Source organism: Prochlorococcus marinus str. MIT 9107, from assembly GCF_000759855.1.
Lineage (GTDB): Bacteria > Cyanobacteriota > Cyanobacteriia > PCC-6307 > Cyanobiaceae > Prochlorococcus_A > Prochlorococcus_A marinus_N.
In genome coordinates this window covers 126142-140096 of sequence record NZ_JNAI01000007.1, presented here as the reverse complement: position 1 = coordinate 140096, position 13955 = coordinate 126142, and the positions used below count along the sequence as shown (strand labels likewise).

Genomic DNA, 13955 nt, shown 5'->3' with positions numbered 1-13955 from the left:
TACCTCCGCTTCTATTATTTCTTCTTTAACTTCACTTTCTTCTGGTTTCTCTGATTTTACCTCCGCTTCTATTATTTCTTCTTTAACTTCACTTTCTTCTGGTTTCTCTGATTTTACCTCCGCTTCTATTATTTCTTCTTTAACTTCACTTTCTTCTGGTTTCTCTGATTTTACCTCCGCTTCTATTATTTCTTCTTTACTTAAAAGGAATTTTAATATTTTTTTGAATAATAAGAAACCTTTTTCAATTCTTTTTGGACCTAAAATTGTGAGCAAAATAGCTAAAATTATAAATATTTCTGGTGAATTTAAACCTAATAGTTTCATGAATCATCAAATTCTTATTATATTTTAGTATATGCTTAATATATAATCTAATTATTCTCAAAAATTGGTAAATAAAGATCCCTATTTGAAGCAATTACCCCCTCTTCATTAAAGAAAATTTCTAGTTCTTTTAGATCATTTATTTCTACAAAATCTCCACAATTATCTAATATATTATTTCGAGTAAATTCCCACAAATTGTCCAAATACTCATCATCGTCTGGGAATGCTACAAATTTTAAATATGTATTATTTAAAGCATATTCACTAGCAAATTCAGAATCTAATCCTTCCCTTTTCGCATCACAAAAAGCCTTAGCAAATCTTTTACCTACAGAATTCTGAGCACTTGATAAATCTAAATTACCTTGTATTGCTTTTACATTTATTGGAGCAATAAAAATAATTATTGGAAGGATAATAGATATTAAAATAAACAAAAAAAATTTCCTTTTTTAAAATTCTTACTCAATCTAAACTAACAAAAAAAGTCATGAATTAGGCCTATTTAAGTAAAAGCACTCATTAAAAATCTAAAGATATAAAATGAACAAGATAAAATCAACTTCTTTCAGATTTTATAATAAATTAAGAATATATAAATTTTAAATTATATGTCTCCAAATATTAAGCTAAAAGGAAAAGGTGTTACCAGGATAATTAAAAGTAAAGTAATGCTATCGCCCTTAGCAGGAGTTACAGATAACATTTTTAGGCGACTTGTTCGTAAATGGGCCCCTGACTCTTTACTTTTTACAGAAATGGTAAATGCCACTAGTCTTAAGAAAGGATATGGGACTCAAAAAATCAATCAAATAGATTTAGAAAAAGGTCCAGTAGGTGTACAAATTTTTGACAATAGACCATATGCTGTTTCTGAAGCCGCAAAACAAGCCGAGGACTTTGGAGCTTTCTTAATTGACATAAATATGGGATGCCCAGTAAAAAAAATTGCAAAGAAAGGGGGAGGAAGTGCTTTAATTAAAGACCGTAAACTTGCCACAGAATTAGTAAAAGAAGTCGTAAAAGCTGTTAAAATTCCAGTCACAGTAAAAACAAGACTAGGATGGGATAGCAAAGAAGAAAATATAGAGGATTTTTTATTAAAGCTTCAAGATGCTGGAGCAACAATGATTACACTACATGGAAGAACTAGAAAACAGGGTTTTGCAGGCAAGTCGGATTGGGAAATGATAGGGAAACTTAAAAATTTATTGGAAATTCCAGTAATAGCTAATGGAGACATCAAAAATGGAGAAGATGCTCTTAATTGTTTAAAAAAAACAAAAGCTGATGGTGTAATGATTGGACGAGGAATTTTAGGTTCCCCATGGAAAATAGGAGAAATAGATTATGCTATTAGAGAAATTAAGAATTTTAAAGAACCAAAAGTAGTACAAAAACTATATTTAATTATTGAACATCTTGATGAATTAATAAAAGAGAAAGGAGATCACGGCTTGTTAATAGCTAGAAAACATATTTCATGGACATGCAAAGATTTTAAAGGAGCATCAAATTTACGAAACAACCTTATTAGAGCTGTTGATAAAAATGAAGTTAAAAATTTAATAAATAAAATGATTAAAACTTTAAATAATGAAAAAAATACATTAGCTTAAAATAAATTTATTTTTCAAATGAAAATAATTAGTAAAGAAACAAGTAAAAGAGTTTGTGATCATATGAACAATGATCATCTTGATTCAGTTCATAAATATCTTATTCATTATGGAAAAATAGCAAACTTTGAGAATGCTCATATGGAAGAAATTAATAACAGTTATATGAAAATCAATTACGATGGTCAATTTGCAATTATAAATTTTAAGAATGAAATATCTGAAGAAGAAATTCATTCAACTTTAGTATCAATGATTAAAGAGATTAAATAAAACTTAATCATTTACATAAGAAAATATTTAACTTTTATGTTCAAAATAATCAGTAATCTTTTTACATTCATCAAATGAAAGCATACTTAATCGAGAAGTTGCTTTTAATTTTAGAATTGCACAGACAGCTAACAAATCAGAAATATCAATATTAAGTGCTTCAGAAAGCTCTAGGACCCTAAGACCTTTCATTAGTATGAAAAAAATTTTTTTTCTTCATTATCAGGAACTTTGAAATCAATGGGCTGCATTTTTTCCTAAACCTGCAACGAATGGAAATGTTTGTTCATCACCAAATATATCTTCTGCAGAAGAATTAGAAATATTAGTTTTTTTATTATTATCTGGCTTAATATCTTCAATTTCATTAGAAATATTATCTTTAGTATTATTTCCAATTTCTTTTGCCAATAAATTATTGGTATTAGAAAATATTGAAAAAACTAATACACATAAAAACAAAATAATTCTTTTCATAAAATAAATTTATCTAATACTATTTTCATATGACAATAAGGTTATTTGGAAAAACTGGACTATTTTAAAACAAATCTAAATAAATCAAAGTAATCAATATTCATCTACCCAACTTATTTCTATTTTTAAATCTAATTAAAAAATAAAGGCCTAGTAATAAAAGTATTGCTAAGGAGTACTGATTAAGAAAAACATAAACTATATAGACAAGAAAGGGGAATAAGCATGCCCTCTTGAAGTTTAATTTCTGTTCTTTTGACATTTTTTTCCAATTTAAATATTCTTCCCATTGAAATATCTTCTTCATTTTTCTACGCCTATTATTACGATTAAACATAAATTTATAAATATAGTTTTAGTGATTATTATATTAATAAATAATATTAATCTAAATTATCAAAATTAGTTTTTTTCATTGAATAAAAATATTTTTTAAATAAAAATGAACTCAAAACCAGTTTGGAAAATAGAAAAAATTGTTTTACCTCAGCATGCAGACCATGCAGGAGTAATGTGGCACGGTACATATTTTAATTGGCTTGAAGAAAGCCGAATAAATGCACTTTTAGAAGTGGGTATAAGTTATTTTGAACTAACTAAAAAAGGTTTCGATTTACCTTTAATAAATACTTCAATAAAATATAAATCGCCTTTATTTCTTGGCGATAAAATAAAAATTGAGAGCGCATTCAATATTGGGAAAAGTCCTAGGGTAAATATAATTTCAGAATTTCTTAATGAAAGAAATCAAACCTTATCTATTGCTGAAGTCAATTTAGTTTTAATAAATAAAGAGAATTTTTCTATAATTAAAAAAAGACCAGATTTCTTATCTGCAGCCTTTATTAAATTAAACGGATAAACTTATTATCCTTTTATATAAAAAATTTATTTAATTTTTAATTATGAATATATTTCAAGTAATTGACTCTTATCAATATGAAATGGAATCAAGATATCAAGAAAAATCAATGCTTACAAACCTTTTTACAGATAACAAATTTATAGGATGGTTAGTGCTGTTTATAATTTTTTTTTCCATCTTTGCAATTTTTGTTTTTCAATTTCTTGAGTGGGAAAGTAATGACAATAATAAAAGTTAAGAAAAATTATTGATTATAATTCAATTGAGTAATTAAAAAAATGGCTATCTACTTAAAAATAACTAACCCTACAGAGGTTGTAAAAAAAAAGACATCAAAATGGCTTACAGATATTACACCTGAAAGGATTGATAGAAAATTGGTCGAAGATGAAGTAATTAAAGGTATTATCGAGCAATTAACATTAGAAGGTATTAAAGGAGAAATTTCTGCAATTAATGGGATTGAAGTAAAAAAATCTTCCGTAATTACAAGAAATAATTTTGTTATTAGAAAAACAATAACTTTTTAGATAAAAAACCTTTAATGAAAAATATTTTTATTATTTTAGTTATTTCTTTTATTAGTTTTTTATCTTATTTAATAATAAGAGATTATCAAATAAAAAAGAAAAGGTATAAATTAAATAATGCCTTAAATTCAAATTTCTTTATTCAAACAATTAATAATTTAATAGAAGAAAACAAATTCAATTTGTTAGAGGAAAGGATTAGATTAAGGGAAATAGATGCTTACGGTAACGAGGATTATAAAAAATGGATTGGCAATCCACCTCTTGATGAAAAAGCCATAGAGAAAAATATATTAAATGGGTCCAAGCGATTTAAAGAGGGTATACCATACTTTTGGGAGAAAGTGATTTTAAAAAATTTTGGCAGTATGGAATCATTTTTCGAAAAGTGGAGATCGTATTGCGATGAGAATCCTACTATTGATGATGAGATAATCGGATCTATTAGAAAGCTCGAGTCTGAAGATTGGTTTGTATTCATAGCAAGTCAAATAGAGAAATCATGCTTAAGCCTAATAGAAAAAAATTACTCAAATAAAGACAACGAAAGCTACAAAAAAGGTATTAGATTTGAAAATCATTGTATGGAAATTCTCAAACAACATGGCTGGGAAGTAAAAGAAACCCCAAATACTGGAGATCAAGGGGTTGACTTAATTGCATCAATAAATGATTTGAGAATATGTATTCAATGCAAGGATCATGAAAAAGCTATTGGAAACAAAGCAGTGCAGGAAATTTCAGCTGGTAAATTATTTTGGCAAGGTACTCATGCAATATTAGTTTCAAAATCTGGCTTTACAAAGTCAGCCCACCAACTAGCAAAATCAAACAAAGTTAGATTAATTAGTGAATATCAGTTAAAAGACTTAGAAAAATTTATTGTTTAAAGAGTTTATATCAACTGAGTTAAGCCCTCTTTATACAACAATAGTGTTGTAAAAATACCTGTGGCCCACATTAAACCCCTTGCAGTTGGAATATTAAATAGATAAGCACCAATATATAAAAAACGTAAAAGAGGATGAATCCATGCCGCAATAATTGCAATGTTTGCATCAGTTAAAGTAATCAGACAAAGAAGACATGCAGGAGCATGTAAGGCAATACTTTCCAAACAATTCTGATGGCACCAAACTGCTCTTTTACCAAAAGCTGGTAGTTCGTCAAACAAAGCCCTTGGGGCAGACATGTTTTTAACAGAATAACCTGCTTTAACCCTCCCAATAGTTAATGGAATAATTGATATTAGAACAACACCAATTGAAAGACAAAGGCTCCAGGCAAAAGCTACTTGCATATGATTTAAATAATATTATAAGCTTAATAATTGCAGCCTTTTATCGTGATAAATAAAAATAATTACTTTAGATAAAATTTTCCAAAGACTTATATAGGCTATATTTATAAAAAATTATTTTATGAATAGTACAAAGCTTATTTTGACTTTTGGAATCAGTTTACTAATATATTTTGCTTTTATGTTTTCAGCATTCTCTCTGAAAAACAAAAATCTAAAAGCGCAGAATCTAACAAAAGACGAATAAGTGCTTCATCCCATCAAAATATTCTATTTTTCAAAAATATTTTTATATCTTTTTTGATATATATTATGGAAAAATTTTTTGACACTAATAATATAAAAAAAGATCTTAAAAATTCTTCCCGGTAGTGGCCAATAAATGAAAAAAATTTATAAATTTATTAAAAGTTTTTTATTTATATCATTTTGGCTAATTTTATCTTCATTTTTAACCAAATATTGGAATGCCTTCCATTGGCAAAATATTTACTTAAACTTTCGAATGATTTTTGATAGGGAATTTTGGTTCTCTTTAGAAAAAATTCTATTTGGATTTGATATTGGGTATTCTTTAGAAGAATCGTTAAGATTTTTAAGCTATGAAATACCAAAAGAATCATTTAAATATTTTCCCATTTATTTCTTTTTAAAGTCTATTTGGATAAAGAAATAACTTACATTTTTAACAGCTTCAAAAAAATCCCTTAAATTTCATTAATAAATTTTGCATATCTAAATTCTTAAAATAAATAAAGTGGCTTTATCAACTATGGAGTTTCTGAAACTTTTACTTAAATAAGTTGTTTCTGATAATCCTTTTTTAATTATTTTTCGCATTCATGACTTTTATTTTTTCCTTTTCAAGTTTAGGACCAATAACACCAGAATTAATATAACGATAATCCATTTCAAATTTATGTACTTAAGTTTAATTAAAATACCTCTACCAAAAATTAGTTTTAATCATCTAGGTTTAAGAAAATTAAGTCCATAAATACTAAAAGGATCAAGGATTTGAAGATTATGAATAATAAGAATAATTATAAGAAGGACTATTAGAACTTCTCCCTATAAGTGCCCATAGACACTTTAAATCTACTTCTTTTTATGAAGGAAAAGGTATAAAGCAATTAAATTTATTCGCAATAAGTTGAATCTTCTCTGAAATTAGAGATGGAACAGATAATTTAATAATTCATCTTCTAAATTCATCTTCTAAATTCATTTAATAACTCTTTAAAAAAAATAAGGATAAATACTCATCGAAATATGCTATATTCTACCAAGAATATGTTGATTCGATGACAAAGAGCTATTGGTTAAAGAAAATATCAATCCCAAATGCTGATTTATTTCTGGAATATATAAGAACAGTTTTGCCTTGGATTAAATCTGTCGGAGGGGTAATAGTAAAAAGAGATTTAATTCAAGAATCAACCTCAAATGAATGGGATGGGGGGCAACTAGGATTGGTAATAGAATTTGAATCAAAATTTGCTGCTAAAAAAGCTTTTTATTCAGAAGTTTTTCAAAAATATCTACATTCTAGAAATTTAATGGAACTTGTTACTATTAGTACTCTTTGAGAGAATTAAATAATAAAAATAAGAGACAAAACATCTTGCAAGTATTTATTACTATTAAATTATTTATGTAATATTTATAACATCATTACTAAATAGATATTTTGCAAAAATTGAGTGTAAAAGTAATTAGCTAATCAAATGAACTATTCAACAGAAAAAGATGATTATTTGATGACTACTCCACATACAAAAAAATTCAGCAATAATTTGAAAAGGTTAAATAGTTTTTACTGCAAAATGGATTTAATCCTTCATCAGAGAGCATGATTCAAGATATTATTAGTTCAGAAGAATATATTGCTAAAAATGGCTATATAAAATATCACAATAAATTCAGAGTCCTTAAATAATAAAAACCGCCTATTAGAAAAGGTAATAATATTCCAATAAATAAAAATATGGATTTCTTTGATTCGCCTTCTGATATGGGATTAATTTCTGGTTCAATGGGGAAACCATTCTGTCTACCACCGCTTTCGGTAGTATAACCTTTTTTATTCATAAGAAAAATAATCTATGGAGATTATCTCATGTAAAAAATTATTTAAAAAAATTTTTTACATTTAGAATTAAACTAATTTTAAGATCGAATAATTGATTTCAATTTGGCAGCTTTTTTTAAAAGACCTACAACTTCCTTACGGCCAGTAGCGAACTCAGCCTTATTGAGTAACTCACTATATTTTTTTGTGATTTCTCTATGATTCATTTTTAATATTAACCTATATAAATTATAAAGTTACTAAAAAAAATTTTTGTATAAAGGATATCAAAATAGGATTTAAGTACATTTAATTATTTAAACCAACCTTTTTTCTTTGGTTTAATATCTTCTTTAATAACTTCTTTTTTTCTGCCAAATAATCCCTTTTTTTGGACTGGTAAATTCTCTTCAACAGTTTTATATTTTCTGTTAAATATGCCTTTATTAGGTTCTTTTTTAATTGATTCTTTCTTGTCGGAAATCTTTATTTTTTTAGGATTTAATTTTGAATTTTTGGGTTTGCTATTTGCAAATAAAGTTTGATATACAAAAAAATAAAAACGGCAACGAAGCCTAATGCCTGTACTAAAGCAGTTCCAAGATTATCAAACATTTAAGCCTCAACTTTGTATAGCGATTCTTTTTCTTTCGTATCTATACATTTTTTATCATCAGTCAAGCATTCAATTTCTGCCTTCTTCTCATTATGAGAACTGCAGCCACCTGCCTTTACATTAGATATTGAAAACAAAGTTAGTACTCCTAAAATTAAGACACATGTGGTGTTAATCGGTTTCATAAGTTTTATTTTTATTATGGAAAAATAATTTCGAAATTGCGAAGATAATCTTTTCTTCTGCAAAAAACATCCCCTTTTTATATATCTATTTGTAGTAATTAACTAAGTCGATAATTAATATTGCTAGTAATGAAAAACCTAAAATAAAAGGTAAATAAGGATATTTATTTAAAATTTTGTTTAGTTGATTTTTCGATGTTTGTTTTTCCTTTTTCTTTTCTCTAGGTGGTAATCCTAACTCTTCTCTTCTCTTAGCTTCTCCCATAATTTTTTAATCTATTTAAGACTATTTTATACATTTAGCAAAAGTTGTGTATTGTTCTAGATTTAAATTATTAACGGTTAATTTATTGTAAATTTTGGATATATTAACAACATATAAAAAAATTACATGATAGAAGTAGTTTGGTCAGTAAATATAATGATTGCAATTCTAATTATTGGTGTTGCCTGGGTTCTTTATTACATATTTACTTATGATCAAAAATTTAGTTCCTAGATAAATGGCAGATAAAGATCTAAGTAATTTTCTAAAAAAAATAGAGCAACTAAATCAAATTGCTGAGCTTATAAAAAATAATCCTAGTAAAAAGTTATCCCTTTCAAAATGCAAAAATCATGATGAAGTAATTCAATTAACCACTGAATGGGGTTTTGACATTGGTAAAAGGTGGGGAGAATATTAATTGATTTTATTACCAGCATTTTTAAAATTGCCATCAATTTCAAATTAAATTCCTAAGATTAATTAGTATTTCTTGTATTGGAGTCATGAAAGAAATTGGAGAGATAAAGTCAAATATATATAAAATAGCTGCTGTTACAGACAGAGGACAAAGATTAAATAAATTAATTTCTCCTATGTATGAGGAAAAAGCTAATGAAATGGATGAATTGATTAAGGCTCTTAAAGACTTTAATTTTGAAATATCAGAAAAATCATTGTCTGGAGAGTGGGAATTGATTTTTTCTAATGTTGAATTATTTCGAAGTTCTCCATTCTTCCTTGCTATTGAAAAGGCATTAAATGATCAAGCTAAAAGTAATCTTTTTTTTAAATTACATCAATTGCAAGTAGGATCCTTTGGCATATCAACTATTGGGAGAATTGCTCAAAAGATTGATTTTGAAAAAAAAGAATTTATATCTAGTTTTGACACTACAATATTTGGGCTCACAACAATTCCTATATTAGGTTGGTTCAAACTATTGCCTACTTTCGGTGGAAGAGTAATAACCCTAGCGAGCGATTTAGTTTTAAGAAATAATTTACTTGATATGAACTTACAAAAGACAAAAGTTTCCAAAGTTGATGGACTTAAGAAGATTCCATTATTTAGTGAATTACTTATGGATAGATGGTATCCAGTTAAAGAGGTATGGAATAAGTTACCTTGGAATAAAGAATCGCCAAATTGCCAGGTTTCAATTATATATTTAGACGAAGAAATGAGAATTATGCAGGATATGTATGGGTCTATTTTTATTTACATAAGGCCTTCAATTTCCTTATTAAGTTCAAATTCAATATCTAATAATTAACAGAATGACTAAAATTCTTAGTAATTTTTAGAATAAATCTATAAAAATTTTATCTTAAAGATTTATTAATAAAGACATCTCGCCTCTAAAATTCAAATAGGCTATGTTCTAATTGATCATATTTTTTTTATGCTTAAAAATCAAGAAAAAAATTTAATTGTTAGAGGAATATTCTTAATAGGTGGATGGGGTTTAGGTCTAGACAGATTCTACGAAGGAGATAAAAAAGGTGGTTTTTTATCAATAATAGGTTGGTGCATCACAATTTTTAGCTTTCTATTCCTCAAATGCTCAGGTTATGAATACGTTGAAGGAGTTAAAAATTATTCAGAATATTCGCCTAATCCATTAATAGTATTACCTTTACTTGCCGGAGCTTACGGTGGCTTTCTAATAATTAAAAAAGTATTCAGATTAGCAAAACAGTTTGAGAATGCAGAATAACACTAAAATCAAGCAGATTCATGATAATAATCCAGCCCCTTTCAAATAAAACTTTAATAAAAGAATTACAAGAATATTAACTATTGCTAATGCAACCAACCCGTTCCTATTCTTTACATCTAACTTTTTAACTAAATTAGAAAGATAAACAACGGGATTTTCAGGTTCTTTATTGTCCAATTTTTCTTTAAATATTAATTAGACACGAAATTATCACAGTTTCATTCGAAGAATCAAAATTGTAAAGATGAATTTTTAAAAAAAATAATAATAACTTCTAACCCATTATTCCAGCATTTCTTAAAAACTCTTTACCAATATTTCCAATTAAAAAAAATAAAGACAAATTAACTAAAAGAATTATTAATAATGCCAACATTTTATAGTTTGGATTAGTTGAAATGCCATCAAAACCATTATTTAGAAATCTTTTAAAAAGTGATTTGTCAATTTTTAGATTTTGTTGCTCGGAATTAAGACTTGATTTTTCTCCCGAAGAATCTTGATTACCTGCTTTTTCTAGAAATTCAGTAAAGGCCTTAACATTCTCTTCTTTTTTATTTTCCTCATTAAGATCATTATTATCTTCATTCAGATTGAGGGTCGATTCGATTGAATTATTTTCCTCAGGATTAAGTTTTGAATCTTCCAAGTTAGTAATAAATGCTAGGAGTATATTACACCATAAAAAAAACCACTCGATCTAATGAAGAGAGGGTTAGCTAAGGTTAAAGCTCTTATTATAATAAGAATTCATTTTAATTAAATTTGCGCTAGTAGCATTATGAAGTTTTAATTTAGCTTATAATCAATGTGTTTTCATAAGATATGTTAGATGCTAATACTAGAAAAGCATGTAAAAATGACCCCTCAATAAGAGAAATTAAAATTAGAAATATAGAACATGCTATTGAACAAGCAGAATTAATGATAAAAGAATCAAAAATGAGCCAAGAAGAATTAATCTTCTTAAAAAGAAAAATATCTGACTCAAGACAGGATTTAGAGATCCTTTATTTAATGAAAATTCAATGAATCTTATATTTGTTAATCTTTAAAAAAGATTGAATTTTGCTAGGAAAATTAATTTCTATATTTGAAGACTTTTATAAAGTTTAAAGGAAATGTAAGAATTTGTACAAATGTTCCAGTAATGTCTAGAAATAACTTATATTTACGATTAAAGTTTGTTCCGTACATCTTTATTTCAATTACTTCTATTGCAATAACACTAGCTATATCTATAATTACAAAGCTCTATCTGCTATTCGAAATTCTCTAAGGTTTTAGATACTAAATTAATTAAAATATTTATAAAAACTAATTATATGAATAAAGTCAAAATAGGTATTTTTACAATATCAATAATAATATTATCCTTTGTAGGAATAAAAAAATTAATTTATATAAATCAAGCTAAAGATTTAAAAAATAAAGAAGAATCAATCTTAAATGAATCTATACGTGCCTTAAATGAATGCTTCGATCTAGAAAATAAAAATAAAAGAACTCTTAATAAATCAATTGAATTAATTGAATATTGCTTAGAGGAATTTGGATTTAACAACTGATTTCAAAATTTGAATGATGAATTTCCTTAATACTCCTCTAATATGAAAATCAATACAATTGTTTTTGATCAATTAGCTTGTTATGTTCTGTATTTTTTTACTAATAACATTTTCCTAATTTAATTTTTTTTTATAATGACTAAAGTGAAATGTTCTTATTTAGAAAATTTAAACTGTGAGGCTATTCATTTACAATCAGGAAGTCTTATTAGAACGGATGCACCTTTAGATCACTGTGGTAAAGGTGAAAGCTTTTCACCAACTAATTTATTAGCAACATCTCTAGGTACTTGCCTTCTAACCATTATGGCAATTAAAGCTAAATCGAAAGGAATTAATTTAAAAGGTATATATTTAAATATTGAAAAGCTAATGACACAAGATAGAGAAAGAAAGATAAAAGAACTAATAATAGATATTTTTATAGCAGAACACACTTGCAATGAAACTATTAATTTTTTGAAAAAAGCTTCCAAAGAATGTCCAGTTACAAGAAATTTATCTCAAGAAATAGATATTAAAATTAGTTGGCATCATGAATAAATCACAAAAATAGTAATTACATAAAAATAATGAAATACATTATTGGAATAATATTTCTGTTATTTAGTATATATATAATGACTGACTTGGCATTAAAGACTAGGTATAGAAGAAAAAGACTTTCCAAAGGAAAAAGTAAATCTTTTAAATTTTATAATTGAATATTAAGGAAATAGTTTTATTTTTATAATAACAATTAAAGGTTAATTTTTTATTTTTATTTTTTTACTATTTTTTGATCAATCAAACTAATCAAAGGGATCATTAAATTAACATTAATTCCAACTGTGCACCATATATAAGTAATAAGAAAAATTATTTTTATATATAAATTAGGGGGCAAAGTTAAAAATATTTTGAAAAAACCTCCAAGAAATAATACCAATATTCCAATTTGCAAAAGACCTTTGATTATCCATATAAGTCCATTTTTTTTAATGTTCTTATAAAACCAATAAGAAACAAAACCAGATATCAATATATAGATGAGATTTATGATCATCTTTTTAAAGAAAATCTAATAAATTTGCCATTATCAAGGCATGATGATAATTATCACTTTTTTATCTGCGACTTTTTTTAAAAAATGGAAAAGTTATACAAAAAACAATAATCTATTTTTCTACTTGTTATCCAAACATCTTCGATTTTAGTAAATCAACTCTTTTTTGATTTACTCCTAAATCACTTTCTCCAACTCTTGACTCTGATCTTATTGATAAGATGTTTGATTCAGGTAAAAAGGATACTTCTAAGTCATCTACATACTTCATCCATTTACTGGTTGCCTCAGCATGAAGATAATCGCCATCAATTTCTACAATCTCTGTTCTCGGAGTGTTATCAATTAAGGTTTTAATCTCTTCAAAAGGTTCTTCAATATAATTAACCTGCCATTCTTCTCGAACACAATGAGCGACTTCGATGCACGGTTTTAATTCTAAATGTGAGGCAAATGATGAAGAAGGGAATAAAAAGCTTGAAGAAATTAAAATTGCTAAAAAAAGTATTTTCATTAATATAAGAATTTATTCGCCATAATCTAACGCATTAAATCTCTAATTTGTAATGATGAATTTTATTATTTTGGAAGAAAACATGTAATTCCTTATATCCTCGTATTAAATATTTATTTTGTATGTTTCTAATAATTCACAAAAAAAAGATCCCTCAAAGAGAGATCTTTTAAAATTGATTTAATTCAAGTGTTTCCTTGTTTCCACTAAAAAAAATCAATTCCTCCTACACACAAACCTAATATCACATCAAAATCTATAATATGTAATGACTAATAGACCTCTATCTTAACTGTCACATAGCCAAAAATTCAAAAAGTACCCAAACATTGCAGTCGAGTACTTTTAAAGTTATCAGAAAAAAGTGTGTGAGGAGTTTCTGATTATACTAATTTACTCCGTAAGTAATTTAAAAGGCTACAGTATAAATTACTAATTATTTAAATCCTTGTGAATAGTTTGACCGTTGATGAAAAAAAAATCAAAAAACTAATAAATTAATGAGAAACATTTATAAAAAAATCATTTTTATAATTTCAGCAATTGCTCTTTTTTCAGTAATAGTTGGTGTTG

The 13955-nt window shown here is 26.2% G+C and carries 26 protein-coding genes and 1 pseudogene; 14 read left to right on the top strand and 13 right to left on the bottom strand.

Annotated elements, in window-relative coordinates; all coding sequences use genetic code 11:
* Together EU92_RS0109035 and EU92_RS03965 are read right to left on the bottom strand one after the other, a co-directional pair.
* Positions 1 to 327 (bottom strand): annotated as a pseudogene (locus tag EU92_RS0109035) (cell surface protein); the annotation flags it as partial.
* A gap of 47 nt (positions 328 to 374) precedes the next feature.
* The gene (locus EU92_RS03965) at positions 375 to 767 is read right to left on the bottom strand and encodes a hypothetical protein (RefSeq protein WP_032514123.1); all 393 of its coding nucleotides are present in this window, start codon (positions 765 to 767) and stop codon (positions 375 to 377) included.
* A 174-nt stretch (positions 768 to 941) separates the two neighbouring features.
* Here EU92_RS03965 and dusB point away from each other — a divergent pair, with 174 nt between their 5' ends.
* A complete protein-coding gene (gene dusB / locus EU92_RS03970; RefSeq protein ID WP_032514124.1) occupies positions 942 to 1949 on the top strand; it encodes a tRNA dihydrouridine synthase DusB in 1008 nt (335 codons plus the stop codon).
* An 18-nt stretch (positions 1950 to 1967) separates the two neighbouring features.
* Positions 1968 to 2222 (top strand): DUF2470 domain-containing protein, encoded by a 255-nt coding sequence (locus tag EU92_RS03975; RefSeq protein ID WP_032514125.1) that lies wholly within the window; start codon positions 1968 to 1970, stop codon positions 2220 to 2222.
* 27 nt (positions 2223 to 2249) lie between these two features.
* On the opposite strand, the gene EU92_RS09910 is transcribed toward EU92_RS03975, so the two are convergent.
* On the bottom strand, positions 2250 to 2414 hold the full coding sequence (locus EU92_RS09910; protein WP_193741759.1) for a translation initiation factor IF-2 N-terminal domain-containing protein: 165 nt from the start codon (positions 2412 to 2414) through the stop codon (positions 2250 to 2252).
* Positions 2415 to 2459: 45 nt separating this feature from the next.
* The gene (locus EU92_RS03980) at positions 2460 to 2699 is read right to left on the bottom strand and encodes a hypothetical protein (RefSeq protein WP_032514127.1); all 240 of its coding nucleotides are present in this window, start codon (positions 2697 to 2699) and stop codon (positions 2460 to 2462) included.
* A gap of 442 nt (positions 2700 to 3141) precedes the next feature.
* On the opposite strand from EU92_RS03980, the gene EU92_RS03990 reads away from it, so the two are divergent.
* From EU92_RS03990 to EU92_RS04000, 4 genes are read left to right on the top strand one after another with little or no spacing between them, the layout of a single operon-like run.
* Entirely contained in the window at positions 3142 to 3561 is a 420-nt protein-coding gene (locus EU92_RS03990; protein WP_032514129.1) for an acyl-CoA thioesterase, read from the top strand.
* A gap of 43 nt (positions 3562 to 3604) precedes the next feature.
* A complete protein-coding gene (locus EU92_RS0109030; protein WP_032514130.1) occupies positions 3605 to 3802 on the top strand; it encodes a hypothetical protein in 198 nt (65 codons plus the stop codon).
* 40 nt (positions 3803 to 3842) lie between these two features.
* The gene (locus EU92_RS03995) at positions 3843 to 4094 is read left to right on the top strand and encodes a hypothetical protein (RefSeq protein ID WP_032514132.1); all 252 of its coding nucleotides are present in this window, start codon (positions 3843 to 3845) and stop codon (positions 4092 to 4094) included.
* A 14-nt stretch (positions 4095 to 4108) separates the two neighbouring features.
* Entirely contained in the window at positions 4109 to 4984 is an 876-nt protein-coding gene (locus EU92_RS04000; protein WP_032514133.1) for a restriction endonuclease, read from the top strand.
* A 5-nt stretch (positions 4985 to 4989) separates the two neighbouring features.
* On the opposite strand, the gene EU92_RS04005 is transcribed toward EU92_RS04000, so the two are convergent.
* Complete coding sequence (locus EU92_RS04005) at positions 4990 to 5394, bottom strand: MAPEG family protein (protein WP_032514135.1); 405 nt, start codon at positions 5392 to 5394, stop codon at positions 4990 to 4992.
* Positions 5395 to 6698: 1304 nt separating this feature from the next.
* Between EU92_RS04005 and EU92_RS04010 the strand changes: the two genes are divergently transcribed.
* Both EU92_RS04010 and EU92_RS10285 read left to right on the top strand, forming a co-directional pair.
* Entirely contained in the window at positions 6699 to 6983 is a 285-nt protein-coding gene (locus tag EU92_RS04010; protein ID WP_032514138.1) for a DUF1330 domain-containing protein, read from the top strand.
* Between the two features lie 138 nt (positions 6984 to 7121).
* Entirely contained in the window at positions 7122 to 7250 is a 129-nt protein-coding gene (locus tag EU92_RS10285) for a hypothetical protein (protein WP_275040523.1), read from the top strand.
* A gap of 55 nt (positions 7251 to 7305) precedes the next feature.
* Here the strand turns inward: EU92_RS10285 and EU92_RS04015 are convergent, their stop codons facing one another.
* From EU92_RS04015 to EU92_RS04020, 4 genes are all read right to left on the bottom strand, one after another.
* Entirely contained in the window at positions 7306 to 7485 is a 180-nt protein-coding gene (locus EU92_RS04015; RefSeq protein ID WP_032523566.1) for a hypothetical protein, read from the bottom strand.
* A gap of 78 nt (positions 7486 to 7563) precedes the next feature.
* Positions 7564 to 7692 carry a hypothetical protein gene (locus EU92_RS10280; protein WP_275040522.1) on the bottom strand — a complete coding sequence of 43 codons (129 nt, stop codon included), beginning with the start codon at positions 7690 to 7692 and terminating at the stop codon, positions 7564 to 7566.
* 388 nt (positions 7693 to 8080) lie between these two features.
* Entirely contained in the window at positions 8081 to 8266 is a 186-nt protein-coding gene (locus EU92_RS0109020; RefSeq protein ID WP_052045061.1) for a hypothetical protein, read from the bottom strand.
* An 85-nt stretch (positions 8267 to 8351) separates the two neighbouring features.
* Entirely contained in the window at positions 8352 to 8531 is a 180-nt protein-coding gene (locus EU92_RS04020) for a hypothetical protein (protein ID WP_025888492.1), read from the bottom strand.
* Positions 8532 to 8769: 238 nt separating this feature from the next.
* On the opposite strand from EU92_RS04020, the gene EU92_RS04025 reads away from it, so the two are divergent.
* The 3 genes from EU92_RS04025 to EU92_RS04035 all read left to right on the top strand — a co-directional run bounded on the left by EU92_RS04025 (position 8770) and on the right by EU92_RS04035 (position 10252).
* A complete protein-coding gene (locus tag EU92_RS04025) occupies positions 8770 to 8952 on the top strand; it encodes a Nif11 family protein (protein WP_032514143.1) in 183 nt (60 codons plus the stop codon).
* Between the two features lie 85 nt (positions 8953 to 9037).
* Entirely contained in the window at positions 9038 to 9808 is a 771-nt protein-coding gene (locus tag EU92_RS04030; RefSeq protein ID WP_032514144.1) for a PAP/fibrillin family protein, read from the top strand.
* Positions 9809 to 9937: 129 nt separating this feature from the next.
* Complete coding sequence (locus tag EU92_RS04035; RefSeq protein ID WP_032514145.1) at positions 9938 to 10252, top strand: hypothetical protein; 315 nt, start codon at positions 9938 to 9940, stop codon at positions 10250 to 10252.
* An 18-nt stretch (positions 10253 to 10270) separates the two neighbouring features.
* Here the strand turns inward: EU92_RS04035 and EU92_RS09905 are convergent, their stop codons facing one another.
* Positions 10271 to 10432 (bottom strand): hypothetical protein, encoded by a 162-nt coding sequence (locus EU92_RS09905; RefSeq protein ID WP_193741760.1) that lies wholly within the window; start codon positions 10430 to 10432, stop codon positions 10271 to 10273.
* Between the two features lie 97 nt (positions 10433 to 10529).
* Positions 10530 to 10904: a hypothetical protein gene (locus EU92_RS04040; RefSeq protein ID WP_032514146.1), complete on the bottom strand. Its 375-nt coding sequence runs from the start codon at positions 10902 to 10904 to the stop codon at positions 10530 to 10532.
* 176 nt (positions 10905 to 11080) lie between these two features.
* Here EU92_RS04040 and EU92_RS04045 point away from each other — a divergent pair, with 176 nt between their 5' ends.
* The 3 genes from EU92_RS04045 (at position 11081) to EU92_RS04055 (ending at position 12366) form a co-directional block, all read left to right on the top strand.
* On the top strand, positions 11081 to 11287 hold the full coding sequence (locus EU92_RS04045; RefSeq protein ID WP_032514147.1) for a hypothetical protein: 207 nt from the start codon (positions 11081 to 11083) through the stop codon (positions 11285 to 11287).
* Between the two features lie 293 nt (positions 11288 to 11580).
* Positions 11581 to 11823 carry a hypothetical protein gene (locus EU92_RS04050; protein ID WP_032514148.1) on the top strand — a complete coding sequence of 81 codons (243 nt, stop codon included), beginning with the start codon at positions 11581 to 11583 and terminating at the stop codon, positions 11821 to 11823.
* A gap of 135 nt (positions 11824 to 11958) precedes the next feature.
* Positions 11959 to 12366 (top strand): OsmC family protein, encoded by a 408-nt coding sequence (locus EU92_RS04055; protein ID WP_032514149.1) that lies wholly within the window; start codon positions 11959 to 11961, stop codon positions 12364 to 12366.
* A 217-nt stretch (positions 12367 to 12583) separates the two neighbouring features.
* Here the strand turns inward: EU92_RS04055 and EU92_RS10135 are convergent, their stop codons facing one another.
* Both EU92_RS10135 and EU92_RS04065 read right to left on the bottom strand, forming a co-directional pair.
* Complete coding sequence (locus EU92_RS10135; protein WP_052056061.1) at positions 12584 to 12868, bottom strand: hypothetical protein; 285 nt, start codon at positions 12866 to 12868, stop codon at positions 12584 to 12586.
* Between the two features lie 127 nt (positions 12869 to 12995).
* On the bottom strand, positions 12996 to 13382 hold the full coding sequence (locus EU92_RS04065; RefSeq protein WP_032514151.1) for a DUF1499 domain-containing protein: 387 nt from the start codon (positions 13380 to 13382) through the stop codon (positions 12996 to 12998).
* Between the last annotated feature and the right edge of the window lie 573 nt (positions 13383 to 13955).